This window comes from Methylobacter sp. sgz302048 (assembly GCF_052162025.1).
Taxonomy (GTDB): domain Bacteria; phylum Pseudomonadota; class Gammaproteobacteria; order Methylococcales; family Methylomonadaceae; genus Methylobacter.
Genome location: NZ_CP197401.1, coordinates 2,151,462 through 2,178,260, shown reverse-complemented (window position 1 = coordinate 2,178,260; position 26,799 = coordinate 2,151,462). Strand labels below are relative to the sequence as shown.

Genomic DNA, 26,799 nt, shown 5'->3' with positions numbered 1-26,799 from the left:
AAATCTCATCCATGGATCAAAACTGGAAAAATTTTCTAAGCACCGAACATGCCACATTTAAAGATGAGGGCGATATTGCTTTCCCTGCTATTTCCCCTGACAGCGAAAAACATATCTTTGCCATCTCTGAGCTGGCTGTTCTGACTGTAGCCGGAAAAGATGCGGCAAAGTTCCTGCAAGGGCAGATCACCTGCAATATCGATGATATTACTGAAACTCAAAGCAGTGTCGGCGCTCTGTGCAACCCGAAAGGGCGCGTCATTACAACTTTTTTGCTGGTTAAAAAAACCGATGCCTTCCTTCTGATTTTGCCGAAGGCATTGCTGGGATCGGTTAAAGAGCGACTGCAAAAGTACATCCTGAGGTCCGATGTGCAATTAATCGATAGCTCGGATGAACTATGCCTGATAGGGCTCTGCTGTCCCGCCGGGCAGCCGAGCGGCTTATCCTTGCCTGAGCGGTTGTTTGCAACCAGCCAGCAAAATGCCGTCTTTATCAATATTTCGCCCGAACAAAGCCGGTATCTGGTTATATCAGAGCCGGAGGCGGCGATAATGCTTTGGAAAACATGGACCGGCGATCAAGGCTTCCAGCCGGAAAGCTCGGCGCAATGGCGCTATCTGGACATTACCGCAGGCCTTCCGTGGCTGACGCCCGAAACGTCAGAGGAATTTATTCCGCAAATGCTCAACCTGGATAAATTGGGCGGCATCAGTTTCAACAAAGGCTGCTACACCGGCCAGGAAATTGTGGCCCGCACCCACTATCTCGGCAAAACCAAACGGGAAATGTTCCTGGCTGAATGCAAATCAGCAACCGCGCCCCAGCCCAATACGGCAATCATGGACAAGAACGCGGAATCAGAACAAAGCATTGGCACGGTACTCACGGCGCAAGCCAGAAACAATGTTTATAAAATGCTTATCGTTCTGCAAGTGTCCGATGCGAATACTTATAATCTGGCCTTAAACAATCAAGATCAGGACAAGGTCACGGTATTAACGTTATAATTTTACGCGTGTACATTAGACCTTCCTTATATCGATATCATGCAAGTAGCTTTCTTGCAGAACATCGCGGGAACTGATCGTCCGGCATGCCGGATTGACTGCTCTTCAACTCCCGCTTTTGGCAAGCCGAGTCTTGCAACCGATGCTGAAATACCGGAATTGAAAGTATTTCAGATGAAATTGAATTAGCAAAGAGCATGCTTTCCTAAACAGCAGCACCCTGATAAAACTATGATGAATACACAAGCAGCCATACGTTTTCGCCGCCTGGGCACCTTGACTATTTTCGCCGTTTATTTTGTCATTCTCGTAGGCGGGATTGTAAGAGCCTCCGGAGCGGGCATGGGATGCCCCGATTGGCCGACCTGCTTCGGACAATGGGTTCCGCCAACCGAAGAATCACAGTTGCCGGCCAATTATCATGAAATCTATGCCGAACGCGGCTATGAAAGCACGCAATTCAACCCGGTGAAAACCTGGACCGAATATACCAACCGCCTGGTTGGCGTGACGGTAGGATTCCTGATTTTCCTGACTGTCTGGTCATCGCGCATTTACCTGAAATCCGACAAAACCGTCTTTTATTTATCCTTAAGTGTGTTTTTTCTGGTCGGTTTCCAAGGATGGCTGGGTTCCACCGTGGTCGCCAGCAATCTGAAGCCAATCATGATCACGCTGCATATGCTGCTGGCTTTGTTCATAGTCGCCCTGCTCATTTATACGATTGCCCGATCGCAACGCGACTTTATAGGCCGGATAGACACTCAAGGGTTGCCCGAGAAGTTCCGGGCCGTTTTGATCGTCGCCATGATCATGACTTTAACGCAGGTTGCCATGGGCACCCAGGTGCGCGAAGCGGTGGATTTTATTGCGCATGAACACGCCTATATCGATCGCCAGTTCTGGCGCGACGATTTTCCTGTCATTTTTTATATCCACCGTTCCTTCTCGTCGATTATTTTATTTACCAACCTCTGGCTGGTCTGGAAAGTTTACCAGTCAGTCGATAAGCAAAGCATTTTGCTGCGCACCGGCTTTGCGCTTATCGGACTGATTGTGACCGCCATCATCGCAGGCATCACGCTGGACAGGCTGGGCATGCCGGCGGTTGCCCAACCCGTGCATTTATTAATGGCCAACCTGATCTTCGGCGCACAGTTTTTCCTGTTTATATGCCTGAGTTATTCTACAAATAAACCGGCAGTTTTAAAGCCCGGCCATTCGCGGATTACCAGCACTGATTGATTTGTTTGACGACGACAGCCGGGTAAGTTTGCTTCATGACATTCAGGCGCTCCTGAACCTTGCCGCCCGCTTTAATCTGGGCGTATTTCTGGGGTTTTAGGGTATATCGGGGCTTGACTTCGGCCTGAATGCCCTTGGCCAGCAACTGGCTCTTCATCGCCAGAGCCCGGCTTTCGTTTTTGAATACGCCTAACGAAATCAAGCCATTATCTTTACCCTTTGTCAAAAGCCAAAGATCATTGATGCCTTTGTCCTTGATCATTTTCAGGTTGGCCTCGGCCTGCTGTCTGGTTTCCGCGGCCGGATAGTAAACCAGATAATCACTGATCACCTCGCCGTCGCGGCTCAGCGATTTAATGGCTTCCTTGGGCGCATTCAACTCTCTTTTCCAAAGCTGATAGGCATTGCCGTTGGCGAAAGGCCCGGCTTCATAACAACTGGCCGGTTCGTCTGCAGCGTCATTGTCTTGGGCTTTTTCAGCGGCGGCAATAATTGGCTGAACGGGCTTGGATTCAAGCCTTGGCTGACCTGACTTTTCCTTGTCAGCATGAGCGGATTCAGGCAGCGCTTTTTCCGCTTTTTTCTGCTCAGCCGGACGAGCGGCGCTGTTTCCAGCAGACAAACCTGCCTCGACCACAAGCTTGTCCATGGGCAGACTCAATTGCTCAGCCAGCAAATTATTATCAGGAGCCTCTAAACCCTTCAATGAAACTGATGGGACCGTGGCTGCCGAAGTTTTCCTCGGATCTGCTGCTGTATCCGGCTTAGGTCCGGATGCCTGAGCTTGCTGGGCATTTTTTAGCTCGCTGACCAATAGAATGCTTTCCTGGTCCGGCGAATCGTATTGCTCGGCGATATCGGCCGATGGTTCGAAAGCGCCCTGTTTATATTCCCACATGAACAGTCCGACATTAGCCAGCGCCACTAAAAACAAAAAAAATTTCATTCGTCACTCTTCAAGATTATGGACAGTCCACGCAACACAATATCGGCGTCGATGACCGGTTTGAAAACAAGCCGCTCAGCGACAAGCTGTGCGTCGCCCCCTGTCAAGATCACTTGCATATTGTCCGGTTGCCGGGCCACTACATGCTCGATCAGCCCGACTGCGGCCGATAAGGTGCCGCTATAGATGGCTGCTGCCGTGTTCGTCGCAAGCCCGAACGCATGATGCGTTTCACTGAATTGTAGCTGCTCGGTTCCCAGCGAGAGCGATTTTTTCATCAGCATCAATCCGGGGCTGATCAAGCCGCCTTGATGCTTGCCATACGTATCAAGCACATCCACGGTTATTGCCGTGCCGCAATCGATCACGCAGGCTGGCCCCGGATAGAAATGCCGGACGGCCACCAGCGACAGCCAGCGGTCAACGCCAAGTTTTTCCGGATTTTCATAGGCATTCTGTACACCGAATGCCTGTGCTTGAGCTTTGGCCGAGATGATATCCATACCAGGCCAAAGCTCAAGAGCAACTGAACGAACCTGTTCAAGCAGTTGCCCTGCACTGACGCAGGCGATGGCGATCCGTTGAGGCGGAGAGATTTTTTCCCAGATATTCACAAGCTCATGCCGCACCACCTGATCATGGACGAGCGGCTGTCCGGCAATGATTTGATAGCCGTTGGCCATGCCCCATTTCAGCCGGGTATTGCCTATATCGATCAGCAAATTCATGGCAAATAACCGCTGAAGCTGACTTCGCCGGAAGCAAAAGCCTGGACATGGCCATCCAACCGTTTAATCAACAACAGCCCGTCATCATCTATGCCTTCAACAGTGCCCTCGAATTGCTGCGTGGCGATAAACAGTGTCGCCGCTTTGCCTTTCAGGCAATCATAACTGCGCCATTCATCGACATAAGCTTTAATGCCGACCCCCTCAAAATCCGCAATAACCGCTATCAGATGTTCCAATAAAAGACCAGCCAGCCTGTTTCTGGAGAGTTGCTGCCAACCGGTCACTTTACTCAGATCAGTCCATGCCTGGGTAATGCTTTCAGCCTCAGGTTCGGGCAAAAATAAATTCAGGCCCAAGCCGATCACAGCCGAACACGGGCCATCGGTTTCGCCTGAAACCTCGACCAGAATACCGCCCAGCTTTTTACCCTGGCTGTAGATGTCATTAGGCCATTTCAGGCCGACATCCTCAATATCATGCTGTCTTAAAGCCCGCATGACCGCTACGCCGATAGCCAGGCTCAATCCTGAAATGGCGGCAGGGCCCTGCTGGAAACGCCACAGTATAGACAGATAAATATTACTGCCGTAAGGCGATATCCATTGCCGTCCCCGCCTGCCTTTGCCGGCGGTTTGATGCTCTGCGAAACAGACAGTGCCGGACAGCGCGCCATGTTGTCCGCAATCTACCAGATAACTGTTCGTGGAATGGATACGGTCATGAATTTCAAGTGATGAAATCAGCTCGCGGGTCCGATCGCTCAGCACTTCATCGATTTCGGCATGCACAAGCAGCTCAAGCGGTTTGTCCAGCCGGTAACCTTTACCTCTGACTGCCGAATGTTGCAGGCCCAACTCAGTCAGGCTGTTTAACTGCTTCCATACCGCTGCGCGACTGAGCTTCATGACGCGAGCCAGTTCGGTTCCGGAATGAAATTGGCCGTCTGCAAGAATAGCCAGAATTTTCTTTTGTTTTTCAGAAATAACCACAACTTTAGCCTCTGAAACCGAAGGACTGTTTATTTACTTCATGTATCAAAACATTAATGCCTGTTGACTGATTGCCTGATTCTTTTCGGATGTATTGGGCAACCGTATTGCGCGCCATACCGCCAATTCCCAATTGGACGATAACCGCTGTTGATGATAAGTAGATCATTGATGTGCCGGAAATTCTATGCTGAAATTCTGTCATACCCTCCCTGGGACAGCTCATTAATTATACTGCAAATAAACTAATCTATGAGGATCTGCAGTTAAATCATCGTAATTTATCGCCCATGCGCCGATAAATAAACAGCCCCGTCCAAAACCTGGACAGGAACCGGTGTTAGTTTTTGCCTGACGCAAGGCCCGAACACACATAAGCCGTCATCAATTCTAAACAAGGCGCCATGAATGGCGCAGCTGATATGCGTCCGCTCAGGGTTAAGAAACTCATCCGGCTTCCAGTTCATCTCCACTTCCCAATGAGGACAGGCATTTTGATAGGCTTTTACCGCATCAAGCGTTTTCACCAGCAGCGCCTCAACCAGTACACCCGATGCATTGGTATAATTGAATTGACGGCATTGGCCGGCTTCAAGATCGGCGATGTCGCAAATTTTATTTGAATCGGCCTGCATGTTTAAACTATCACCAGGATGAAAATGGATACCAGCCTATATTATATACACGATCCGCTGTGCAGTTGGTGTTACGCTTTCAAGACCAGCTTGTCCGCACTAAAGCAGGCATTACCACCGGACATCGAGTTTAAAAGACTTTTGGGCGGACTTGCCCCCGACTCGACAGAACCCATGCCCCTTGCCCTGCAGCAAAGCATACAACAGGCATGGCATCGCATCGAGCAAACGGTGCCGGGCGTTAGATTCAATTTTGCATTCTGGAGCAATAACACGCCTATTAGGTCGACCTACCCAGCCTGCCGGTCATTATTGGCAGCGAGAAAACAAGGGATTGAATTTGAAGACAGGCTTTTAGCCCGCATTCAGGAGGCTTATTATCAGCACGCCAAAAATCCGGCGCTCGATTCCACATTGTTCGAGTGCGCCAACCAGGCGAATTTAGACAGCAAGCAATTCGAGCTTGACTATCGCAGTCATGAAATTGACAGGCAACTGCAGCAGGAAATCAAGATGGCCAGACGTTTTGGCGTCTGTTCTTATCCATCGCTGATCCTGGAGCAGAATGGCAAAATTTCGCCTGTAGCGGTCGACTATCTCAATTACAGAACCATGCTTGACGATATAAAAGGCTGTTAATAGACCGTTAAAACCACAGTTTCGGGCGATTGGCAGCTATTTTGGTCACAAGCCTGAAGCTGCAGATTCAGCTTGATAGGCTCATAGCTTCCGTCATCATGACGGGAAAGTTCGGCCTGCAGGTGTACCCGACCCTCATAAAGTGCCAATGGATTTTTATCGAACGGCAGCGTCCTTAACACCGGCTTGGGATAAGTCGCCGCATCAATAGTCCATGACGAGCCTTTTGCCAGATTTATCTCCGTAGCCACCGTCGTCGTTTGCTGTAACGGCTCATGGGCGTTGATGTGCCAGCCTTCTTTGATCTCCAGATCGATTATCACAGTGCTTTTGCGCGGCTGTTTTATGCGTTTTGCCTCAATTTTGACAGCGCCGCGCGCAACATATTGGCGAGGCCCGATCTCGCCATGTTGCATTTCATCGAGCTGCGCCAACAGATAAGCAAAAGCTGAAGGCTGTCGATTGATATCGTCCGCGAAAGCCTGAACGATTTTTGCCGCATGGTCAGCATAGACAAGCTCTCCCGTGCGCCTGGCCAGCCTTGAAAGCACACGCACGGCAACGGCATTGCCGGAAGGCAGCGCACCGTCATAGCTGTCTTTGGGATGATGGAACAATAGTCGCTCCCGTCCCATCACCAACGCGCCGGAAGCACTGTCCAGAAACTTCTCCAGCATTTCATCGGCAAGCGCCTGGGCTTGCTGCAGAAACAACGGCTCGCCGCTGATATCATAAAGCGCCAGCAAAGCCTCACTGAAATGGACATAGTCGTCCTGGCGAGCTGGAATGGATGACTTATTATCGAGACTGACGCGCCACAACACGCCATCTTTGAGCCGTTGCTTCTTCCACAGCGTACCGGCGGCGCGCCTGGCGGCATCGATATAGCGCGGCTCAGCCAGCCTGTCGCCGGCCTCGGCCAGCGCCGTGATCAGCATGGCGTTCCAGGCAACGATGATTTTGTTATCTGTCAGCGGCGGAATGCGTTTTGCGCGATAAAGCCTGAGTTTTTCCAGCAGCGGATCGAGTCTATTAAATAATTGTTCCAGGCTGACGCCTTCATCCCTGGCGATGTCATCCAGCGAGCGAGGCAGGTGAAAAATATTCTTGCCTTCAAAATTGCCTTTCGGCGTCAGGCCGAAGGTATTTATGACGAACAAAGCATCGTCAGGCGGCAGCACGGATTTAACTTCATCTACCGTCCAGATAAAAAACGCACCCTCCCGGCCTTCGCTGTCGGCGTCGGTTGCGGAATAAAATACGCCTTCCGGAGTCGTCATCTCGCGCAGCACATAATCGAGCGTGTGTTTGACGATTCGCGCATAGAGCGGATTGCCGGTCAGCGCGTAGGCATGCGTATAGACTCTGGCAAGATAGGCCTGGTTGTAGAGCATTTTTTCAAAATGCGGCACCAGCCAATGCGCATCGGTGGCATAACGGTGAAATCCGCCGCCAATCTGGTCATAAATGCCCCCTTGCGCCATCGCCGACAACGTGTGATTCAAAGCGGAAAATAGCGCCGGATCGAGATTTCGCTCATAGGCCTGAAGCAGCAGCAACAAAACCGGTTCGCTGGGAAACTTCGGCGCCGGACTGAAGCCGCCATTTTCGGCATCGTAGTGCTCAAGCAACTGGCCGATCGCCGCCTGCATGGCCGAAGAGTCCAGTTTGCTGACCCGGCGCTGAGCGGCCGTGACACGATCCAGCGCATCGGCCAGCTGCTCGGCCTGATCGATCAGTATTTGCTGCTGGCTGCGCCAAACCTGCGAGATCTGCAATAGCAAATTGGCAAATGTTTCTGCCGGATAATAAGTGCCGCCGAAAAAGGGTTTGCCTTGATGCGTTAGGAATGACGACATCGGCCAGCCGCCATGCCCGGTCATCATGGTGACGGCTGTCATATAAATCTGGTCTATGTCGGGGTACTGCTCCCTGTCTACCTTGATGGAGATGAAGTCGTCATTGAGGATTTTTGCAATATAAAGACTTTCAAAACTTTCCTCTTCCATGACATGGCACCAATGACAGGTGGCATAACCTATTGATAGAAAAATCGGTTTATTTTCCAGGCGCGCTATTGCAAACGCCTCATCGCCCCACGGAAACCAATCCACCGGATTATGGGCATGCTGCAACAGATAAGGAGAATCCTCAAAGATCAGCCGGTTCGTATAAATCGGCTTGCCGTTTTCCAGATGATGCGTGCGAGGCTGGTAATTCGGGCCTTTAGCTTCCAGGGCGGCGGCCAGCTTGGCTTTCAGTTCTGCGGTGGATGGCATGATAAAGTCCCGTAGATGGCATGTTTCAAAACAATCAATGACGCATCTTTAGGTGCGCCTATGCTTGATAATGCATTGGACTTTATTTTGTCGAAAATGCTCCGACGTCGGTAAAAAAGCGTTGCTGTTACCCTTGTTTTTTCAAGCAACGCTTTTTAATTCAGCTCCCTACCGTTTGGGTGGAATGCCGCTTACCCCTTTGACGCAGGCATACGGCGGCTTTCCTTCACAAAGCCCCCAGTAACTACCGAAGCTGCCTTCATTGCTGGGCTTCCAGTTTTCCGAAAACGCCTCAAACGCAACGCCGGACCAGTTCTTTTGAGACAGTTTTCTAAAGGTCTGCTCGACGACTCTCATTTGATTTTTCTTGCCGGCCACGCCGCAATGCTGCTTGGTATGAATATTGTATTCCGTGCCGCCTGCCGGGCCGTTAGGCCAGCCGAATTCGGTCAGAATCACGTCTTTCTTGGGATAAGTTTTCCGCAGATCCTTGAGGCGGGCGATATGAAAATCAGCCGCTTTGCTGGCTGATGTACAAGGGAAAATACCTGAATATTTATTCTCCCACCAGGGGAAAATATTTGTGCCTATCCAGTCCACGCTTTTGCCAAAGCTGGTTTGCTTGCAAGGCCATGACCGGTTGCACCATTCCCACCAGGTGTCAATCGTTGTGATAGGCTGAGTTACGCCGGCTTTACGCAGACTGTCTATGCAGCGCGTGATCTCGCCATCGAAGGCATTGCCGTGCCGCGTTCTGACTTCGGAGCCGCAGCTCAGCTTTACGATCGTCTGCGGGAAAGCCCGCGCGACTTCTATGCCGCTGTTAATCGACTGTGTATTGACGTTGATGTCATCGTCCAGCCAGATGATGGCGATCACTTTGAGATTGCGCGCTTCGGCCGCAGCAAAGACATACTCCAGCCCGTTCATGACGCCGTAGGTCATAATGCAGCGAAAGCGTGTTTCCTTGACCAGCTTATCGAGCAGTTCATTGATCAATTCCCTGGATGGATGAGCGCCCTTGTCGGGATTAAGATCGCCGACGTAAGGGCTGAAAGCGGCGCACTGCAATACTTCATTGGAGGGTGGAATGGGCCCATTTTCTTTATGCTGGAGTTCCGCTATCGGCTTTTCTGTTGTCGCCGGCTTGCCGGCTGCCGGTGGCTGCTCCTGCCCCGTAGCAGCCGGCTTGTCAGCAGTTTCCGGTTTCTCGGCGGCGGCCGGCTTGGCGTCAGCTTCCGGCTTATCGGCTCCGGTCGGCTTGGCATCAGCTTCCGGCTTATCGGCAGGCGGTGTTTTTTCTGTGGCTGCCGGTTTATCAACAACCGTTGACTTGTCTGCAACTGCCGGTTTTTCTGTAGCTGCCGGCTGATCTGCAGCCATTGACTGACCACTCATAAACAACACGGAAAACCAAACCCAAAACAGCAATTGCTTCATGAAATCCTCATAGAATAAAAATATTAATGGATAAGCTTACGCTCACTTCCCGCTAGAGCGATATGATAGCGATTTCTTTACAAAAGTCGTGAATTTTATTCATCCTGATTTTCAAAAAAGAGCTACAAATGCCCATTCTGACTTCAAAATGTAAAATTACCTGTGACTTTACCAGCTTCCGGGAAATTGAAATGACCTTTAAAAAGCACTAAATTCAAGCCAGTGCAAATTACACAAAAAGCATCATTTCAATAAATATTGTCCTTAAAAATTATAGGGTTGCAAAACCCTAACAGCGCCCGGCAATTGCCAAAGCATGCCATCCGACACAGTAAAATATAAGCCTGGGCCGCAAGCCTGGATCGGCTACTGAAAGAAATGGACATCAATGGCAAATAAGGATTTCTTGCCGGCGTGCCGCAAAAACGATTCCTTATAGACATTGAATTACAATTTTAGATTCAGACTATCCGGTTGCGACAGGAACGCACCGGATAGTCTGGGCATGGTTAATACGACGAAGGCGGTTTTTGAGGGCCGCGGTAATATTTTGTCAAAGTCGGATTGCTGGCAGGCGTTTGAACCGGCTCTTGCTGCGCGGTTATAGCCTCTTCATCAGGCATAGGCGGCAATCTTTCGTAAATTGCTATCGGGTCACCGTCCAGCTTGGTCAGGGCTTCATTCAGAATTTGCTGATCAAATTCAGGTATTTCACCGTTATTGGCTTTCTGGATAAGGCTCAGCGCCAGCTCAAAGCGCTGATCCCGCGTCATTTCCTCGCCTTCCAAATCAGGGTGCGCCTCTATGTAAAGCTTGTTATCCAGCCATCCCGCCTTAATAGGCTGCTTGACGATATAAACTGGTGTTCCCACCGGCACCATGTTATAGAGCTGCTCTATATCTTCAGGATACATACGCACGCAACCATGCGTGATCTGCATGCCGATACCGAAGATCTTGTCGATATCGGTGCCATGTATGCGGTATTCACCGGGCAGATTTAGATACAGCGCATAAGCGCCCAGTGGATTATGCGGACCAGGCGGCACGACTGCCGGCAGAGGGTCGCCGTTGGCCGCATGTTCGCGCCGGATTGATTCAGGCGGATGCCAGACAGGATCTTTAACCTTGCGCGCGACTTTGGTTTCGCCCAGAGGCGTCTTCCAGTCCTGTCTGCCGACCCCATGCGCGAACGACATCACTTGCCGGGGCATGCCTGGTGCCTGAGGCGGATAAAAGTACATACGGTATTCGGAAATATTCAGCGTGATGCCCTTGTGTGGCGAGTCGGGCATAATGCGTCTATTGGAGATGCGAATGATTTCATCCTTTTTCACATGCCAACGGTCAACGTCCGGATTTAGACGCACTATTTCCATTTGTCCCAAATTGAACCTTCTGGCCATATCCAGCAAAGTTTCTTCCTGCTCTGCCCGGGCCAGAGGCACCCCATCCGGGTATTCGGTGATGACAGTATCGTTGGGATCTGCCGGCCAATTGTAGGTCGTGGCACTGGCTTTGCCGCCGATGGCTGATAATGCGATCGACAAGGCAAACAATATACGCAATTTCATTTTGATAATTTTCTCAAACGCAAAAACAAATATAACATCACTTTTTCAAACTCAGGCTTAACGCATGCTGAACGGCGAAAAATAGCCTGATTGAAGAAAATCAGTGAAGAGGAAAAAATCCTGTCCTGATTAAAAAATACTTAAATTCTATCATGTCAGGAAGATTTAAGCATAGCTTGACTCAGAGGTCTTTAAAATATAGCTTGGCTGTTTAACATAAAGGCAGATAAAAACGATATCGCTATTGGATTAATATCAGCTGGGCTTCTATCAGAAATTATAGTCTGGTTAAATTAACAAGAAATTTAATGCATTTTAGTAATCATCGCCTTACAGGATACCTGCGGCTGTGCGTAAAAATTCAGAAATCCAATGATATCCGGCAAAACCGGCTTGCTGTCCTGCAGAGGCAATGCCAGCGCCGCCAGCAGTTCAACATGATCAAGGTCTTCGTATAGATGGGTTTCCACGCAACCCGCCGCATCCCTGACCTTATAGCTCAGGCTCTTGATATTGATTGGCTTTACCGTTTCATCGTTGTTGCCGTACAGCAAAAGCAAGGGAGGTTCCGTACCCTGAACAAAATTGACGGGCTGGGAGGCCGGATATTTCTCTTCGGGGCCGAAAATCTCTTTTTGATAGGCTTCTGTGAGAGGTAAAAAATCATAAGGACCTGCCAGACCAATAAATCCCTTTATGCGCTGGTAGGTTTCAGGCCGCAGATAGTCCTCATTAAGCGTCAGCATGGCGCCCAGATGCGCCCCAGCCGAATGCCCCATCAGGAAAATATTGTCGGGGTCAGCGCCGTATTCTGCGCCGTGAGCCTTAACCCATTCCACGGACCGCCGAGCATCGTCTATGATCTGATCAAACCTGACTTCCGGATAGCGCCGATAATCCGGTATGACGACCGCATAACCGTGCGATGTCAAAGCCTGGGCGACAAACAGGTAATTCTCCTTGCCTTTGGTTTCACATCCGCCCCAGCAACCGCCGTAAAAAAAGACAACCGTGGCTCGCAAAGCCTGATTCCGGTCAGGCAGATATATATCGAGCAGGTTCAGTCGATGCTCACCATAAGCTATGTCTTCAATTTCAGTAAAATTATCGGTCCGGGCCAGTGAATTCACAGCGAACAACAAAGACTCGGTACACGCTGCCAATGCAAACAGATAAAAAAGCCCCAATACACGTTGTGTATTCCGCCAGATACGTGACTTTGTTTTCGGATGGCTCATGCAAATATCCGCATGACCAATGACATTCAACGACAACGTCCAGACTATTGCTTTGACATCTCATGCGCCTGATTTGCAAGCGTTTTTTCCATATTCGTCAGCACACCGAACAAAATGTGTGAAAAACCAATATAGAAAAAAAACGGCGGGTAATTCGGATCAATTGGGATCTCGTTTATCTGTCCATAAAATTCCAGTAATCCGGTAATCAAAACCAGAAAAAAACCGGTCAGAATAATCGCTTGAAATTTATCCTTTAAAAAACAATATACGCAAACGCCTATTTCAGAAATAGCCAGGTAAATCATCATGATGCGCAAGTTATTGCGCAAGGGATCATAAAACTCCCTCTTGAATTCGAAAATTGCATCACTGCCCGATACTGACGAGATACCCCCTACCATTAGCACAATCACGGAAAGATAAAAGTTGGCAGTCACAAGGAATTTAAAAGTCTGGAATACTTTTGATGTCATACTTCCACTCATCTGCTTCGTCATTCATTAAGTAAAAGAAAACCCTCCCCTAGACTGCTAAGGAGGGTTTATCGAGGAGGATTTTTTACAATTCCCGTAAAGTTAAGAGAAAAAAGACGAATCAGTTAACCGGGCGCTCAACATCACCCGAGTATTCGACTCTTGTTTAAAGTAAAAAATCCTTAACTCATAGCCTTATTCTAAATAAACAATTGATTTACCATAAGAACGTTACGACAGTTTGTCAATCCATACCTGAACAAGCGGGCACTTTGTAACAACAGGCGCAATTTAACTTTAAGAAAAAGAACAAACAACTTATCCGACTTTATTGACTCTATCAGGAAAAACGCAATGAGGTCCGAACCATGAAAGCATTGATTACAGGCGGAACCGGCTTTATCGGCCATGCATTGACTCAGCATTTGACCCGCCAAGGCCATGCCGTTACCGTTTTAAGCCGCAATCCCGACAAAGTCGCCGCAATCTGCGGCCCCGGCGTAAGCGCGCTAGGCAATCTTGAGCAGCTTAAAACCGAAGACGCCTATCAGGTCATCATCAACCTGGCCGGCGAACCCATTTTTGACGCCCGCTGGACCGACGCCAGAAAAAAACTGCTCCGGGACAGCCGCATCAACCTGACCGAACAACTGGTTGACGCCATCGGACGCATGGCCATCAAGCCGGATCTGCTGATCAGCGGTTCGGCTGTCGGCTATTATGGCGACCAAGGGGATACTGTTTTAACGGAGCAATCGGCGCCGCACCCGGACTTTTCGCACCAGCTTTGCGCCGATTGGGAACAGGCAGCCCGGAAAGCCGGGCAGTTTGGGGTCAGAGTCTGTCTGATCAGAACAGGCCTGGTCATCGCCGAAGATGGCGGTTTGCTGAAGCGCATGTTGCTGCCGTTCCGTTTAGGGCTGGGCGGCCGCCTGGGCAGCGGCCGGCAATGGATGTCCTGGATACATCGCGAGGACTGGATAGCGATTGTCCAGGCTATGATCAACAATGCTTCCATGCAAGGCGCTTATAACGCAACCGCCCCCAATCCGGTCACCAATCGCGAGTTTACGCAAACGCTGGCTTACTGTTTAAACCGCCCCGCCCTGCTTCCGGTTCCGGATTGGTTGTTAAAAACCATGCTCGGCGAGATGTCGGAGCTGGTGTTAGGCAGTCAGCGCGTCATGCCCGAACGGCTGTTGGCGCAGGATTTCGAATTCCAATACCCGGATCTGGTTTCAGCAGTGAAGCACGCACTATTGAAGGCCTGAAGCTGCGGGAAACACCGGGAATATGAAAGCATCTTCAGCATTCATTCAATAACGCCAGCCTTCTGCAACGCAAGCCGCAACTTTTCCATGCGTCTGCGGTTGACGCCCAGATCGCTGTAACCGACGCGCGAGGCGGAACGGATATGAATCAGTCCGGTCTCAGCATCGAGTAGGGCATCGACATCATCGACAAAACGGAAAACCAGGCTGGTCGCCTCCGCGTGCAGCGTATCCTCCGTTTCTTCGGTAATAACGGTGCGGCTTTGGCTGACAAGCGCCTGCTTGAGTGCTTTCCAGGCATCGTCTGCCTTGCCGATTATTTTAAATGGGGCAATAAAATGCTCCTTATCCACGTCCGCAGCCTGGCTCGAAACACAGTTCGGAGTACCCGGGCATGGGGCCAGTTTTTTTTCGGATGCATTGGTAGGGCTGGCAGTCATTAAAGTCATCGTAATAAAACCCGTATATAAAAGAGATTTGATGGTCATCGGTTCGCCTGTCACAAGTGAGTAAAAGAGCATCTCATTTATAAGACACGAAAACCAGGCAAATCGCGAATCATCTTCACTAATCGGCTTTTTGCTATAAACTTTAATCCCAACCAAAACGTATTCTTATACGGAGTTAAAGCTATGCCTTATTTAAAACTAAGCACCACCGAATCCCTCTCTGAGGAACAATCGCCGCAATTACTGGAGCAATTGTCAAAACTGATGGCGCAACAGACCGGCAAGCCGGAACGCTATGTCATGGTGCAAATCGAAGGCGGCAAGGCCATGCTCTTCGCCGGCAACAATCAACCGCTGGCTTATGCCGAATGTAAAAGCATCGGACTCACCACGGCGCAGGCCAAGGCCATCTCGTCTTCACTGAGCCGACTGCTGAACGATGCGTTGCAAATCCCGGCCGACCGCGTCTATATCGAGTTCAGCAACTGCCCAGCCGAGTATTGGGGCTGGAATGGCTCGACTTTCGGCTAGTTAAACGATCCGGTCCAGCCGCTTTCCAAACGTAATAAACACGTTAAACGGAGATATCAAACATGGCCAATCGCATTACTCTGACCCAATTTCTCATCGAACAGCAGCGCGAGTTGCCGGGCGTATCGGGCACGTTCACATTGCTGCTCAACGATATCGTGACCGCATGCAAGAAAATATCGCATCTCGTCAACCGGGGCGACCTGATCGGTGTGCTGGGCAGCGCCGAATCCGAGAATGTCCAAGGCGAGGTGCAAAAGAAACTGGACATCATCACCAACGATATCATGGTCAACGCCCTGAACTGGACCGGGCATCTGTCCGGCATGGCATCGGAAGAAGTCGATGACATCATCAAGATCCCGAGCCAGTACCCCAAAGGCAAATACCTGGCGTTGTTCGATCCGCTGGACGGCTCTTCAAACATTGACGTCAACCTGACCGTCGGCACTATTTTCTCGATACTGCGCTGCCGCGAAGGCATCGATCCGACACTGGAGGACTTCCTGCAGAAAGGCGGCGATCAGGTATGCGCCGGCTTCGTGCTCTACGGTCCGTCAACGATGATGGTCCTGACGACCGGGCACGGCGTCAACGGCTTCACGCTCGACCAGGATATCGGCGAGTTCATCCTGACACACCCGAACATGACCATTCCGGATGACACCGGCGAATTCGCCATCAACATATCCAATCAGCGCTTCTGGGAAGCCCCCGTGCAGCGCTATATCGATGAGTGCCTGAAGGGCGAAGAAGGTCCGCGCGGAAAAAACTTCAACATGCGCTGGGTTGCATCGCTGGTCGCCGAAGTCTACCGGATTCTGACGCGCGGCGGCGTGTTCCTGTATCCGCTGGATTCCCGCGATCCGTCCAAGCCCGGCAAACTGCGCCTGATGTACGAAGCCAATCCGGTCGGCTTTATTATCGAGCAAGCAGGCGGCGCCTGCTCTACCGGACAAGAGCGCATACTGGACATCAAGCCGGCCTCTCTGCATCAACGCGTACCCGTGATTTTAGGATCAAAAGACGAGGTTGAGCGGATTGTGGATTATCACCGGCAAGGCTGATAAATAATCATACCAGGGGCTCGCCCACATCATCTCTAACAGAATAAGAAAAATGAAATTATTACCGACAATTGCGTTGTCTCTGTTCAGCCTAAATGCCACTGCCGCCTATAAATGTATCGTAGACGGCAAAACAGTCTATTCCAATTCGAAGTGCGCCCAGGACGCGCAGCAATTTTCGGTCGATAAGGACTCGGACTGGACCATGAAGCTGAAGACCAGAACCGCGCCGCAGGAAGATGCTCGCTTGAACGCCATTGGCGCCTCGCCTAAGTCAAATGAACCTGAGAAAGAACTGCCGCCTAAAGCCACTGTTGTAACCGGTCAAGACGACGGCGGGCCATCAGAAGAGACTGAATTCAACTGTGACGGCAGAGACCGCTGCTCGCAAATGACTTCGTGCGAAGAAGCAACTTTTTTTCTGAAAAACTGCTCAAACCAGCAAACGGACGGTGACAACAATGGCATCCCGTGTGAAAAACAATGGTGCAACGACAATAGTGAACACGATAATTGGACATATAATGACAGTGATAACGGCAGACGTAAGATCGCAACTCATCATCGCAGGCGCTAAATTGGCAGATCCGGCATTTCCAATGTCCTCAGCGAGATTAGCGCCGCGCTTCAATCAGCCGTGCTCAATTGCTTCATTATGAAAAAAATCCCCATCGGCATCAGCAGTTGCTTGGTTGGCCAGCATGTCCGTTACGACGGCAGCCACAAGCACGATGCCTATATCACCGGCACGCTCGGCGAGTATTTCGATTTCCGGCCGTTCTGCCCGGAAGTTGAAATCGGCCTCGGCATACCGCGTCCGACCATCCACCTGGTCAGGCTCAATGGCGAGGTGCGCTGCATCGGCGTTAAAAACCCTGAAATCGATGTGACGGAACGGCTGCGCAGCCATGCCGAACGTCTGAAAGCGCAATTTGCCGATTTATGCGGCTATATCCTGAAAAAGGATTCGCCGAGTTGCGGCATGGAGCGGGTCAAAGTTTATACCGACAATATACCCAGGCGGGAAGGCGTAGGAATTTATGCCGAAACCCTGATGCGCAATAATCCGCTGCTGCCGGTCGAAGAAGAAGGCCGGCTGGGCGATCCTGGCCTGCGCGAGAATTTCATTCAGCGCGTCTATGTGCTGCACCGCTGGAAATCAATGCTGGAGGAAGGGCTGACGGTACGCAATCTGACCCGTTTTCATGCCCGGCATAAGCTGATCATCATGAGTCATGGTGACTACCAAGAGTTGGGCCAGTTAGCGGCCGGCGCAACCCCGGACAATATCGAACAGCTTGCCGGTCAATATATCCTTTTGCTGATGAAGATGCTCAGAAAAGTCGCCAGCCGCGGCAATCACGTCAATGTCCTCCAGCACATCCAGGGCTATCTGAAAAAAGAATTAAGCGCCGATGACAAGGCCGAGCTATGCGAGATCATTGAGCGTTACCGCCAGGGTGAAGTACCGCTGATCGTGCCTTTGACGCTGCTGAAGCACCACTTCCGCAAAGCGCCCGATCCTTATATTGACGAATCCTATTATATGTCGCCCTATCCTCAGGAATTGCGGCTGACCAGTCTGCTGTAATCATGGCGAACATATTGATTGTCGGCTGCGGCGGCCTGGGCACGCGCCTGGCTCATGTACTGTCCGATAAAGGCCATCAGGTAACGGGGCTTAAGCGCCATCCGCCAGCCCATGACAGCCGAATCCGCTATGTGGCTGCCGACATCGCATCAGACATAGGACTTGATGCGCTGGATACGGATTTCGACCTGCTGTTTTTCATCGTTACGCCCGATGAGCGCACTGAGTCAGACTATCGCGCCATTTATGAGGCCGGCCTGCATCATCTGCTGGCTAAACTGCCCCAGTGCCCGTGGATTTTCGTCTCATCAACCGGTGTTTACGCGCAATCACAAGGCGAATGGGTCGATGAAGATTCGCCGGCCGAACCCGAAGCAGTCACGAACCGGTTAATCCGGCAGGCAGAAAAGCAGCTGATTGAACTCAATCCCGATAACATCATCGTACGCTTTTCCGGCATTTACGGCCCCGGCCGCGAGTCGCTATTAAGAATGGCCGCGCAATCCCCCGCCATTCAAAAAGAACCGCCCTATTTCACCAACCGCATTCATCATCTGGACTGTGTCGGCGTACTGGACTTTCTGCTCGAGCAGCGGCTAAAAGGCCGCAAACTGGAAAACTGCTATCTTGCCAGCGACGATGATCCCGCTCCTTTATGGGATGTGATTTCATGGCTGGCCGAACGCATGCATTGCGCACCGCCTGCCGCCAAAGCGGTCGACCAAGATGCTGCGATGAACAAGCGTTGCAGCAACCGGCGATTGCGAGATTTGGGGTATCAATTTCGCTATCCCGATTACAAAAAGGGTTATGAGGAGCTGATTGATAAAGATAAGCTGGGCTGACAACCCTTATCTTTGGGGGCCACCTATGCTGGGTTTCCGCTAAAGCTCCAACCCAGCTTACATCTATTCTTCTATAGGCCAGATAGGGTAAAGCAGGACACGTACGTCGCCGGGAAAAGCCTCCGGTTTCGCGGCAGAAAATGTCACCGCGTTCTCGCCCGGTTTCAGCTTAAGCTGCAGCCTGGACAGTTCAACCTTCTTTCCCGGCGCCATGCCGCCGGGCCAATGAATCGTTTCGCCAGGGCCTTCCGAAGTCAGTGCCTGTCCCGCCGCCAGCGATTCAGAAAAGACCATGCTCTCTCCGTTGACCGTGATGATGGGCCGGTCAAGCGAAGGAACTGAGGCAGGCGTCCGGAATGCACGAACACCGTCGAGCGCGACGCTGACCGTCGTCTTGGCCGGTATGGCATCGAAATAAAACAGCAGATACTCCGTGTTCGCCCAGTCGAACTGACTGTCGGCTAGGAAGGGAAAGGTCAACAGATGCCATCCCATGAAGTCAATAGCGGCTTGAAAATCGGCGCTGCGCCCTTTTGAGTCTCTGAGCTGGATATGAAGCTGCTCGTATTTGGCGTCCCCCATGACCCAGACACCCAATGCATTATGTCCCGATAGATTCAAAGGCTCATCGAACCGGCGGCCGATCGCCGACCATCCGCCATACTTGCCATTGTTTGCTGCGGTATAAAGCAAAGCGCTCCCGTCGGCCTCTATCTCGCTCTTGGTTGCCCCGAAACTCTGCCGCACGCCATCGCGCACAGGCCCGTTAAACGACAAAACCTTGTCCGCGCGGACAACATGTTTCTCGTATTGATTGCGATCGCTCATCTGGAAGTCGGCTGCATTGTCAAAACTTTCGATCATGAAGGCTTCCGGTGCATTATAGGCAGCCGGCGCTCCGGGCCTCCTGCCGGCAATGATCTCCACGCCAAGCTGGCGCTCGCTCGCCGTATCGTTGCGAATAATCCACGTATTCTGCTTGCCGTCCAGCACATCCACATATCTCACCGGCTCATACAAAGCGCGATAGATCTGCCAGTCGCCGTCAGCATCGCTGAACAGTTTAAAATCCTTCTGCGGCTCTCTCAGCTTGGCTTTTATCTCCTGCGAAACAGGTTGGGCGCGCCGGTACTGCTCCCACTTTCGAAGCGTATCCATCATCTGCCGCGACTGCGTCTGACTTTCCAGCGCCGCGCGCGACGTCTCCAGCGAAATCGATCCATCCACTGCCAGCGCTTTGGCGGCGACATATTCGAGCTGATCCGGCCGTATATCCTTGAACCAGTAATACCAGCCGATATCGGGACGGGTAAAGTTCGCATCCATACGCAGAATCCCTGGCCATCGCTCATCGAGATAGCCCTTGATGTCGCCGTGGCCGTCTGCCGAAGCGGACCGCGGCACGATATGCCAGCGCAAATCCGTACCCACGCCGTTGCTGGTCTGATAGAGCACGTCCTTCCTGAATTTACGGTAATAAGCAAGATGCATGCGATTGAGGTAATACCAGCTGTCGATATAGTCATCGATGATGCCGTCGCTGGCGTCAACATACAGCATATCGAAATCCGCGCTGTTAAAGACATCGGCGAAGTTCTGGGAAACTTCGTCAACGAGCGAGCTGTCAGGGTCCACGAGAAAATAGCCCCACATTGTAAGAAGCCTTCTTACAGGCGATCCGGCAGGATGAGCCTCCGCCTTGGTGCCCAATGCACCGCGCACACAACGAATATACCGGAACGGAGGACCCGGCTCCGCGGCCTCATAGCGGATGATCTCATCGCCTATTCTCAGGTACTGGCCCGGAAACTCCTTGCGGCGAGAATCTATCGGCGGCAGCCTAGGTTCAGCCGCCAGCGTGATGGCGGAGACTTTCGCATCGAGCGCCTCGGCAAGATCCGGGACAGGAACCGCCGCCAGGCGACCATCCGGCTTTGGCATGATGTAGGAATCGTTCGGCGAGATCGAGGGGCCAAACACATGCACTCCGGCTTCAAGCCCGGCCGCATGAATCTTCGCCACCGCCGCTCTCACTCCCTCGAGACCGTGCGGAAAATTGTCGGTGTTGATCCGGTAATGACCGTGGCTATCCAGCCAATTGTTTTTCAAAAAAACAAGGGTGCCGAAGCCTCCCAGTTTGGCATGGTCGATCAGCGCATCGATATTGGCTTCCGACGCGTCGGTAGCAAACAGATAGGATTTTTGCACTGATTCCGAATCGCGCGCCCAATTTCCACCCAGCTCAGGGGACGGCAATCCCGCCGCGCGTTCGGCCTCCCGGATCGCAGGCTTGAAATCCTCGATGGGCGCCGCCACAAGGGAAAATTTCGCGCCTGCTATGCCATGGCCGCGCTGGGCTTCGCTCCTGAGCAGCTGCACAGAGTTGCCCAGCGACATCGGATGGTTGACCGTGTTCTCGGTAATGCCGAAGAAGGCCGCGCCGAATTCTCTGTCGTAGGTTGCATTGAAAGCCGGCGCGACGTTTTCGAGACGCCGCAAAGGGAAGTCGATGGTCAGGCCATCAAGATCCGCCGGCTCGGCACTAAGCACGTCAAAAGTAAGATGCCGCTTCGCAGGAATCACGCGCAAACTGACCTTGATCTGAGGATCGATGAATTGCGCGGTCAGGACATCGCCTTTCCGCGAGAGCCGGGTCACAGGCATTCCCTGTATTCCGGCCCGTGAGACAGTCAGCATCGGCCTTCTGGCATTGATTGCCGCATAGTCTTCGCTGGAATCCAGACTGATGAAGTGAGTCAAAAAACCGGCAGGCGAGAAACTCAACTGTACAGCCTCATTCTGAAAAACCATGTCTGTCGCATCAGTCGGCAGTTCCGGTAAATCCGTAGGTTCCACGCGGACATCGTCGATATCGACGCCCGATTGCGAAGCCGTGGAAATAACTAAGGCCGAATCAAGATATCCCGTCCCGGCTGGCTGATAAAAAACGGTGTACTGCTGCCATTTCGCGCCGGCATGTTCCTGCAGCAGCGTCTGGCTTTCGGCCTGTCTTTCCCGGAAAGATTCGTACGTCTGTACGGCGAACGCACCGCCTCTGGCCCATAAGGAAACGCGATACCACTTGCCCGCCTGCAGGCCCCGGCAGCGCTGATAAATGTGCGCGGCGCCGCGAGCTGACGCAGTTATCCGGGCAAATCGCGAGCCAATATGCGGATCATCGGCGCCAAACATCAACTGGCCGGGATAAGCCGGGTTTAGTTGCCAATCAGAAGGAATCTGCCCGGCTGCGTCCAATTTCCATCCTGCCGCCCATCCATCAGCGCCCGGTTTGGTGTCATGGAGAGATTCGAAACTGCCGTTATTGATGATGGGAGCGCCTTCTACGGCCTGGGCCGGCCGGCTTGTCGCCACGATCATGAAAGCCACGGTTAATATCACTGTCGCGCTTAACCGTGCACACTGCCGCCATTTCATTTTTATTCCTTAAGGACGCTGTTGAAATTTTCCGACTTCCGAAATTGGCTACCAACCGGCCGGTTTGCCCGGCTTCTTCTTTAAATTCTGTTGAGCTAGCGGGGAAGCCTCATTTTCAAGCAATCTTACCTGGTTCTGCCTTAGAAATTATTAAACCAGTAGACAATTCGCCCAATTCACCGTTTTCAGGGATTAAACGCTTACATCGCCAAGCCAGTTAATGAGAACTTTCGGCTTTAGCTTTAGCTTTAGCTTTAGCTTTAGCTTTAGCTTTAGCTTTAGCTTTAGCTTTAGCTTTAAATTTATTTTAGATATGCGGTGAACATCAAAAAAATAATTTCTAACCTATACTTTGCTATTTATATTTTTTGATTAAACGGATTTCGCTATGGGTTACCTGAATATTTACTTTAACGATGAACTCAAATCCAAACATGAGGTGAAATCCCTCATCACTCGAATTGGCCGCAATCAGGATAATGATGTTGTAATCGACAACGTAGGTGTCTCGGGCAATCATGCTGAAATCATCAAAAACGGTGACAAATACACCATTCATGACCTCAAAAGCAAAAATGGCGTTTATGTAAACGGCGAGCGGATATCGGAGGCAGAATTAAGTTACGGCGATGAAATAAGTATTTTCAAACATAAGCTAAGATTCATCGCGGTTGATTTACCTGTATCTGTTGAAAAAACGGACGCACGAACTTCAAATGAAAAAAGCAATAGCACCCAATCGGCTACCGTGGAGATCGACGTTTCCAGACTGGAAAGCCTGATAAAAGACAAGGAGGCCAACAACGCTTGCCTTGAAGCTGCCAGCGGCGCAATGGCCGGCCGCACGTTCAGGCTGTCAAAAACCCGCTTTGCCATCGGAAAATCCTCGGACTGTGATATCCAGATCGGTGGCTGGTTCGCTCCGAAAGTCGCCGCCAAAATCGTCCGTCAAAGCGACGGCTATTATCTGGTTCCGGAAAAACGCGGAAATACCCGCCATAACGGCAGCACAGTCAAAGCCAGGGTAAAACTCAAGCACGGCGATAATATCGAGATCCGCGGAACAAAATTTCGTTTCATCATCAAATGATGAGCCGCTGATTAAAGGCGCCAAATCCTTTTTCTCAACAGTGAAAAGCTACCATTGACTATCCTGGTTCCCGGCTACACAATCCAGAAGCTTTTAGGCGAAGGCGGCATGGCTTCTGTTTTTTTAGCGACACAGCAGTCTCTTGACCGCCCTGTCGCTTTGAAGATTCTGAAAAGATTTGATACCGAGGCCCAAATCAAGCGTTTCTTCAATGAAGGCAGGATCATCGCCTCATTGAATCATCACAACATTATTACCATCCATGATTTGGGAGAGGTCGATGGACGCTGCTTCCTGGCCATGGAGTATATTGAGGGCGGCGATCTCAAGCAGCGCATCCATGCCGGCTTGCCGCCGGATGAAGCCATACAGTTGATAAAACTGCTCGCGCGCTGTCTCGATTTTGTCCACCAAAAAGGCGTCATCCACCGGGATATCAAACCTGAAAACATCCTTTTCAGAAAAAATGGCTCGCCTGTCCTGACGGACTTTGGCGTGGCCAAACGATTACAGTCCGATACCTCATTGACCATGGACGGCTCGGCCATCGGCAGCCCCCATTATCTAAGTCCGGAGCAAGCCGAACAGAAACCGCTCGATGCCAGAACGGATATTTACAGTCTCGGCATTATTCTTTACGAAATGCTGACCGGTCAAAAACCGTTTCAGGGCGATTCTCCGATTGAAATCATCATTGCCCATTTAACGACCGAAGCTCCTCCACTCCCCAAGCGCCTTGCACAATATCAGGAATTATTGGATTTGATGATTGCCAAGGATGCGGATGATCGCTTTGACTCCGCCGGCGATTTGGCCGACTTTCTTGAACAGCTCCAAAATCCTGTTGCCAGGCGTGTGTTGTCCCGGAAAACCGGCAGGACCACGCCTTCTGCCGACAAAAAAGCCAAAGCGCCCGTTAAAGGTCCGCTTTCAGCAAATCAGCCAAGCGCCCCCCCAAAACGCCCCTACAAGCTGGTATGGCTTGGCGTAGCCAGCGTCGCCGTACTATCGGCTGCCATCTATTTTTATCCTTATTTAAATATAGAACCGGCTTCATCTGAGGACTCTTCAGCCGATACTGCCCAGAATAAAAGCGCTACTGCCGAAGCGCCTCCCCCTTTATTGGACGAGAACAGAATCCGGCAATTACTTGCTCAGACAGAAGCCCTTCTGGCCAAGCCGAACTTATCCATGCCAATTCTGAAACAGGCATACGATGCATACAATCTGGTACTTGAGATAGACCCTGATAATGGTATTGCCACCCAGGGCATAACGCGCATCGGAGCCTTGTATGCGTCCATGCAGGAAAAAATTGATCTGTATCTTTCAGAAGCGGCAAAGGCGCTGCAGACCTACAGATTGACTTCGCCCTCCAGAAATAACGCCTTGTATTATTTTCATGAAGTCCTGCTTCTGGACCCCAACAACACCGAAGCCCAACAAGGAAAATTCAAGGTCGCCAATGCTTATGCGGATCTGGCCGAGTCTAATCTGGACGCTTTTGATTACACCGCTGCCAAAGCAAATATTCAAAGAGGGCTTTCCATTTACCCTAACTCTTCCAGATTGCTGGCGCTCAGAAAGAAAACCAACGCCTTTACGGATGCCCCCCAGCGCCTGTTTGGAAAGATTAAATCAATATTTGATTAAACAGTGTATGACAACACATTAAAAAGAGGAGCCCCTGATGCCCTGGAAATTTGGACAAGCGATCAACATAGGCAAACGCAGTGAACAGCAGGATCGCATAGGCATATTCCACACGGGGGATGGAAAAAGGCATTTAATGGTTGTCGCTGACGGCATGGGCGGAATTCCCAAAGGCGGTCAGGCCGCGCAAATTGTCGTAGACACTGCTGAACAGGCTTTCAAAAAAAACAGAATTCGCAATCCTGAATTATTTCTCGAAGCTATCTGCAGTCAATCCCATGAAAAAATTAATCAACTTGAAGCAGATAGTTCATTGGCGCCCGGCACAACCTGCGTCTTGCTGTATATCGACAAACGTCAAGCCTATTGGGCTCATATCGGCGACTCGCGCCTGTACCATTACAGGCAAGGCCGGCTGATCAATCAAACGCTGGATCATTCACTGATTCAGCTGATGATCGATCAGGGCGCCATTGAAGATGGCGGCAGTGAGGCCAGATCGTTACAAAACCAGCTTTACAAACGCCTGGGAGGCCCTAAAAAACCGGAGCCCGATATTCATGTAGGCACATTGAAAAGCGGCGATATATTCCTGCTATGCAGTGACGGGTTCTGGCAATTTGTAGAAAAAGACCAGATTCCGGCTATTCTTCAGAATCATCCGCTTGATCAAGATGGCCCTGAGCATCTTGTAACCCTGGCTTTACAGAGTGGGGGCCCGCATTGCGATAATATCAGCGTTACATTGGCGCAATGGGAACAAGCGCAAACGGGTTTTATACAGAAAGTGCGCTGCCTTTTTAAAAAGAATTAATGTCAGAAATCTTCTGTTTTCCTTCCTCACATTCAAATAAAGCTTTATTCGATCTTTAAGCGTTACTTCCTGTACGGAGTTACCTGGGCTTTATCCGCTTCGTTCCAGCCCTGTTTTGGTTGCGCTAAAAGTCAGCAAAACCTAACCTGACAGACAGCGCTGGAAGCTCGGAGACTGTCAGGTTAGCTTGTAATCACTACACACTTAGCGAAATTTTAGAGTCACCTATCAATTACTAGAGAAAGGTCATCAATCAGCCATTGGTTTGCTGGAGTAGGTGTCACTCGAACAGAGACACTATGAACTCCGGCGGTGGGAACTAGAAATGCACACTGTTTGGTAGCGCTCACCGCCCCATCAAGTATATTAGGCGTGCCATTGCCGGATACGAATGCGCCATCCAATTCTCCGCTGGTTCCGCTAGTTCCGTTGGTTCCGCTAGTTCCGTTGGTTCCGCTAGTTCCGCTCGTTCCACTGGTTCCGCTCGTTCCACTGGTTCCGCTCGTTCCACTGGTTCCGCTCGTTCCACTGGTTCCGCTGGTTCCACTGGTTCCACTGGTTCCACTGGTTCCACTGGTTCCGCTCGTTCCACTGGTTCCGCTCGTTCCACTGGTTCCGCTCGTTCCACTGGTTCCGCTCGTTCCACTGGTTCCGCTCGTTCCACTGGTTCCGCTCGTTCCACTGGTTCCGCTCGTTCCACTGGTTCCATTGCCAGAGAATGAGCATACAACTTGACCTTGTTGGCCACTAGGATCAACAAGAATCGTAGCCACTAGCTTGGCCGAAAAATTGCCTCGCACTGCACCTGTAGCATTAAAGATGACGCGCACTAACTGGTTTGGGCGCGCTGT

25 protein-coding genes are annotated in these 26,799 nt (G+C 51.0%); 12 read left to right on the top strand and 13 right to left on the bottom strand.

Annotation, left to right across the window (positions count from 1 at the left end; genetic code table 11):
- Positions 1–11: 11 nt before the first annotated feature.
- Both ygfZ and ACTNE6_RS09855 read left to right on the top strand, forming a co-directional pair.
- Positions 12–1,010: a CAF17-like 4Fe-4S cluster assembly/insertion protein YgfZ gene (ygfZ, locus tag ACTNE6_RS09860; RefSeq protein WP_442499561.1), complete on the top strand. Its 999-nt coding sequence runs from the start codon at positions 12–14 to the stop codon at positions 1,008–1,010.
- A 231-nt stretch (positions 1,011–1,241) separates the two neighbouring features.
- Positions 1,242–2,255, top strand: a complete 1,014-nt coding sequence (locus tag ACTNE6_RS09855) for a COX15/CtaA family protein (protein WP_442499560.1) — start codon at positions 1,242–1,244, stop codon at positions 2,253–2,255.
- Here ACTNE6_RS09855 and ACTNE6_RS09850 read toward each other — a convergent pair.
- From ACTNE6_RS09850 to ACTNE6_RS09830, 5 genes are all read right to left on the bottom strand, one after another.
- Positions 2,239–3,201, bottom strand: a complete 963-nt coding sequence (locus tag ACTNE6_RS09850; RefSeq protein WP_442499559.1) for a hypothetical protein — start codon at positions 3,199–3,201, stop codon at positions 2,239–2,241. The genes ACTNE6_RS09855 and ACTNE6_RS09850 overlap by 17 nt on opposite strands.
- Positions 3,198–3,929, bottom strand: a complete 732-nt coding sequence (locus ACTNE6_RS09845; protein ID WP_442499558.1) for a type III pantothenate kinase — start codon at positions 3,927–3,929, stop codon at positions 3,198–3,200. Before ACTNE6_RS09845 ends, ACTNE6_RS09850 begins: the two co-directional genes overlap by 4 nt.
- Positions 3,926–4,921, bottom strand: coding sequence for a bifunctional biotin--[acetyl-CoA-carboxylase] ligase/biotin operon repressor BirA (birA, locus tag ACTNE6_RS09840; protein ID WP_442499557.1), 996 nt, complete (start codon positions 4,919–4,921; stop codon positions 3,926–3,928). Before birA ends, ACTNE6_RS09845 begins: the two co-directional genes overlap by 4 nt.
- A 4-nt stretch (positions 4,922–4,925) precedes the next feature.
- Entirely contained in the window at positions 4,926–5,126 is a 201-nt protein-coding gene (locus tag ACTNE6_RS09835) for a hypothetical protein (RefSeq protein ID WP_442499556.1), read from the bottom strand.
- 76 nt (positions 5,127–5,202) lie between these two features.
- Positions 5,203–5,556: a Rieske (2Fe-2S) protein gene (locus tag ACTNE6_RS09830; protein WP_442499555.1), complete on the bottom strand. Its 354-nt coding sequence runs from the start codon at positions 5,554–5,556 to the stop codon at positions 5,203–5,205.
- Between the two features lie 24 nt (positions 5,557–5,580).
- On the opposite strand from ACTNE6_RS09830, the gene ACTNE6_RS09825 reads away from it, so the two are divergent.
- Positions 5,581–6,195: a DsbA family protein gene (locus tag ACTNE6_RS09825; protein ID WP_442499554.1), complete on the top strand. Its 615-nt coding sequence runs from the start codon at positions 5,581–5,583 to the stop codon at positions 6,193–6,195.
- Here the strand turns inward: ACTNE6_RS09825 and ACTNE6_RS09820 are convergent.
- From ACTNE6_RS09820 to ACTNE6_RS09800, 5 genes are all read right to left on the bottom strand, one after another.
- Entirely contained in the window at positions 6,192–8,474 is a 2,283-nt protein-coding gene (locus ACTNE6_RS09820; RefSeq protein WP_442499553.1) for a thioredoxin domain-containing protein, read from the bottom strand. The genes ACTNE6_RS09825 and ACTNE6_RS09820 overlap by 4 nt on opposite strands.
- Positions 8,475–8,642: 168 nt before the next feature.
- Positions 8,643–9,857, bottom strand: coding sequence for an exo-beta-1,3-glucanase (locus tag ACTNE6_RS09815; RefSeq protein ID WP_442499552.1), 1,215 nt, complete (start codon positions 9,855–9,857; stop codon positions 8,643–8,645).
- A gap of 566 nt (positions 9,858–10,423) precedes the next feature.
- Positions 10,424–11,488, bottom strand: coding sequence for a L,D-transpeptidase family protein (locus tag ACTNE6_RS09810; RefSeq protein WP_442499551.1), 1,065 nt, complete (start codon positions 11,486–11,488; stop codon positions 10,424–10,426).
- A 305-nt stretch (positions 11,489–11,793) separates the two neighbouring features.
- A complete protein-coding gene (locus ACTNE6_RS09805; protein ID WP_442499550.1) occupies positions 11,794–12,726 on the bottom strand; it encodes an alpha/beta hydrolase in 933 nt (310 codons plus the stop codon).
- 44 nt (positions 12,727–12,770) lie between these two features.
- Complete coding sequence (locus tag ACTNE6_RS09800; RefSeq protein WP_442499549.1) at positions 12,771–13,202, bottom strand: hypothetical protein; 432 nt, start codon at positions 13,200–13,202, stop codon at positions 12,771–12,773.
- Positions 13,203–13,570: 368 nt separating this feature from the next.
- Here ACTNE6_RS09800 and ACTNE6_RS09795 point away from each other — a divergent pair, with 368 nt between their 5' ends.
- Positions 13,571–14,473 (top strand): TIGR01777 family oxidoreductase, encoded by a 903-nt coding sequence (locus ACTNE6_RS09795; protein WP_442499548.1) that lies wholly within the window; start codon positions 13,571–13,573, stop codon positions 14,471–14,473.
- Positions 14,474–14,514: 41 nt separating this feature from the next.
- Here the strand turns inward: ACTNE6_RS09795 and ACTNE6_RS09790 are convergent, their stop codons facing one another.
- Complete coding sequence (locus ACTNE6_RS09790; RefSeq protein WP_442499547.1) at positions 14,515–14,961, bottom strand: DUF1499 domain-containing protein; 447 nt, start codon at positions 14,959–14,961, stop codon at positions 14,515–14,517.
- Positions 14,962–15,105: 144 nt separating this feature from the next.
- Between ACTNE6_RS09790 and ACTNE6_RS09785 the strand changes: the two genes are divergently transcribed.
- The 5 genes from ACTNE6_RS09785 to ACTNE6_RS09765 all read left to right on the top strand — a co-directional run bounded on the left by ACTNE6_RS09785 (position 15,106) and on the right by ACTNE6_RS09765 (position 18,956).
- On the top strand, positions 15,106–15,453 hold the full coding sequence (locus tag ACTNE6_RS09785; protein WP_442499546.1) for a phenylpyruvate tautomerase MIF-related protein: 348 nt from the start codon (positions 15,106–15,108) through the stop codon (positions 15,451–15,453).
- A 62-nt stretch (positions 15,454–15,515) separates the two neighbouring features.
- Positions 15,516–16,520, top strand: a complete 1,005-nt coding sequence (locus ACTNE6_RS09780) for a class 1 fructose-bisphosphatase (RefSeq protein WP_442499545.1) — start codon at positions 15,516–15,518, stop codon at positions 16,518–16,520.
- Positions 16,521–16,572: 52 nt separating this feature from the next.
- Positions 16,573–17,097: an excalibur calcium-binding domain-containing protein gene (locus ACTNE6_RS09775; protein ID WP_442499544.1), complete on the top strand. Its 525-nt coding sequence runs from the start codon at positions 16,573–16,575 to the stop codon at positions 17,095–17,097.
- Positions 17,098–17,175: 78 nt separating this feature from the next.
- Positions 17,176–18,111, top strand: a complete 936-nt coding sequence (locus ACTNE6_RS09770) for a YbgA family protein (RefSeq protein WP_442499543.1) — start codon at positions 17,176–17,178, stop codon at positions 18,109–18,111.
- A 2-nt stretch (positions 18,112–18,113) separates the two neighbouring features.
- Entirely contained in the window at positions 18,114–18,956 is an 843-nt protein-coding gene (locus tag ACTNE6_RS09765; protein ID WP_442499542.1) for an NAD-dependent epimerase/dehydratase family protein, read from the top strand.
- Positions 18,957–19,019: 63 nt separating this feature from the next.
- Here ACTNE6_RS09765 and ACTNE6_RS09760 read toward each other — a convergent pair whose 3' ends face one another.
- Complete coding sequence (locus tag ACTNE6_RS09760) at positions 19,020–22,391, bottom strand: hypothetical protein (protein WP_442499541.1); 3,372 nt, start codon at positions 22,389–22,391, stop codon at positions 19,020–19,022.
- 388 nt (positions 22,392–22,779) lie between these two features.
- Between ACTNE6_RS09760 and ACTNE6_RS09755 the strand changes: the two genes are divergently transcribed.
- Genes ACTNE6_RS09755 through ACTNE6_RS09745 form a run of 3 tightly spaced genes read left to right on the top strand, consistent with a single transcriptional unit; the run spans position 22,780 to position 25,948 of the window.
- Positions 22,780–23,481: an FHA domain-containing protein gene (locus tag ACTNE6_RS09755; RefSeq protein ID WP_442499540.1), complete on the top strand. Its 702-nt coding sequence runs from the start codon at positions 22,780–22,782 to the stop codon at positions 23,479–23,481.
- Between the two features lie 54 nt (positions 23,482–23,535).
- Entirely contained in the window at positions 23,536–25,134 is a 1,599-nt protein-coding gene (locus ACTNE6_RS09750; RefSeq protein WP_442499539.1) for a serine/threonine protein kinase, read from the top strand.
- 37 nt (positions 25,135–25,171) lie between these two features.
- Positions 25,172–25,948, top strand: coding sequence for a PP2C family protein-serine/threonine phosphatase (locus tag ACTNE6_RS09745; RefSeq protein WP_442499538.1), 777 nt, complete (start codon positions 25,172–25,174; stop codon positions 25,946–25,948).
- Between the two features lie 456 nt (positions 25,949–26,404).
- On the opposite strand, the gene ACTNE6_RS09740 is transcribed toward ACTNE6_RS09745, so the two are convergent.
- Positions 26,405–26,674, bottom strand: a complete 270-nt coding sequence (locus ACTNE6_RS09740; protein ID WP_442499537.1) for a hypothetical protein — start codon at positions 26,672–26,674, stop codon at positions 26,405–26,407.
- Positions 26,675–26,799 lie beyond the last annotated feature (125 nt).

Bases quoted from the DNA above. Each gene is read 5' to 3' on its own strand.
- ygfZ (WP_442499561.1), top strand. From the start codon at position 12: ATGGATCAAAACTGGAAAAATTTTCTAAGCACCGAACATGCCACATTT.
- ACTNE6_RS09855 (WP_442499560.1), top strand. From the start codon at position 1,242: ATGATGAATACACAAGCAGCCATACGTTTTCGCCGCCTGGGCACCTTG.
- ACTNE6_RS09850 (WP_442499559.1), bottom strand. From the start codon at position 3,201: ATGAAATTTTTTTTGTTTTTAGTGGCGCTGGCTAATGTCGGACTGTTC.
- ACTNE6_RS09845 (WP_442499558.1), bottom strand. From the start codon at position 3,929: ATGAATTTGCTGATCGATATAGGCAATACCCGGCTGAAATGGGGCATG.
- ACTNE6_RS09835 (WP_442499556.1), bottom strand. From the start codon at position 5,126: ATGACAGAATTTCAGCATAGAATTTCCGGCACATCAATGATCTACTTA.
- ACTNE6_RS09830 (WP_442499555.1), bottom strand. From the start codon at position 5,556: ATGCAGGCCGATTCAAATAAAATTTGCGACATCGCCGATCTTGAAGCC.
- ACTNE6_RS09825 (WP_442499554.1), top strand. From the start codon at position 5,581: ATGGATACCAGCCTATATTATATACACGATCCGCTGTGCAGTTGGTGT.
- ACTNE6_RS09820 (WP_442499553.1), bottom strand. From the start codon at position 8,474: ATGCCATCCACCGCAGAACTGAAAGCCAAGCTGGCCGCCGCCCTGGAA.
- ACTNE6_RS09815 (WP_442499552.1), bottom strand. From the start codon at position 9,857: ATGGCTGCAGATCAGCCGGCAGCTACAGAAAAACCGGCAGTTGCAGAC.
- ACTNE6_RS09810 (WP_442499551.1), bottom strand. From the start codon at position 11,488: ATGAAATTGCGTATATTGTTTGCCTTGTCGATCGCATTATCAGCCATC.
- ACTNE6_RS09805 (WP_442499550.1), bottom strand. From the start codon at position 12,726: ATGAGCCATCCGAAAACAAAGTCACGTATCTGGCGGAATACACAACGT.
- ACTNE6_RS09800 (WP_442499549.1), bottom strand. From the start codon at position 13,202: ATGACATCAAAAGTATTCCAGACTTTTAAATTCCTTGTGACTGCCAAC.
- ACTNE6_RS09795 (WP_442499548.1), top strand. From the start codon at position 13,571: ATGAAAGCATTGATTACAGGCGGAACCGGCTTTATCGGCCATGCATTG.
- ACTNE6_RS09790 (WP_442499547.1), bottom strand. From the start codon at position 14,961: ATGACCATCAAATCTCTTTTATATACGGGTTTTATTACGATGACTTTA.
- ACTNE6_RS09785 (WP_442499546.1), top strand. From the start codon at position 15,106: ATGCCTTATTTAAAACTAAGCACCACCGAATCCCTCTCTGAGGAACAA.
- ACTNE6_RS09780 (WP_442499545.1), top strand. From the start codon at position 15,516: ATGGCCAATCGCATTACTCTGACCCAATTTCTCATCGAACAGCAGCGC.
- ACTNE6_RS09775 (WP_442499544.1), top strand. From the start codon at position 16,573: ATGAAATTATTACCGACAATTGCGTTGTCTCTGTTCAGCCTAAATGCC.
- ACTNE6_RS09770 (WP_442499543.1), top strand. From the start codon at position 17,176: ATGAAAAAAATCCCCATCGGCATCAGCAGTTGCTTGGTTGGCCAGCAT.
- ACTNE6_RS09765 (WP_442499542.1), top strand. From the start codon at position 18,114: ATGGCGAACATATTGATTGTCGGCTGCGGCGGCCTGGGCACGCGCCTG.
- ACTNE6_RS09760 (WP_442499541.1), bottom strand. From the start codon at position 22,391: ATGAAATGGCGGCAGTGTGCACGGTTAAGCGCGACAGTGATATTAACC.
- ACTNE6_RS09755 (WP_442499540.1), top strand. From the start codon at position 22,780: ATGGGTTACCTGAATATTTACTTTAACGATGAACTCAAATCCAAACAT.
- ACTNE6_RS09745 (WP_442499538.1), top strand. From the start codon at position 25,172: ATGCCCTGGAAATTTGGACAAGCGATCAACATAGGCAAACGCAGTGAA.
- ACTNE6_RS09740 (WP_442499537.1), bottom strand. From the start codon at position 26,674: ATGCTCATTCTCTGGCAATGGAACCAGTGGAACGAGCGGAACCAGTGG.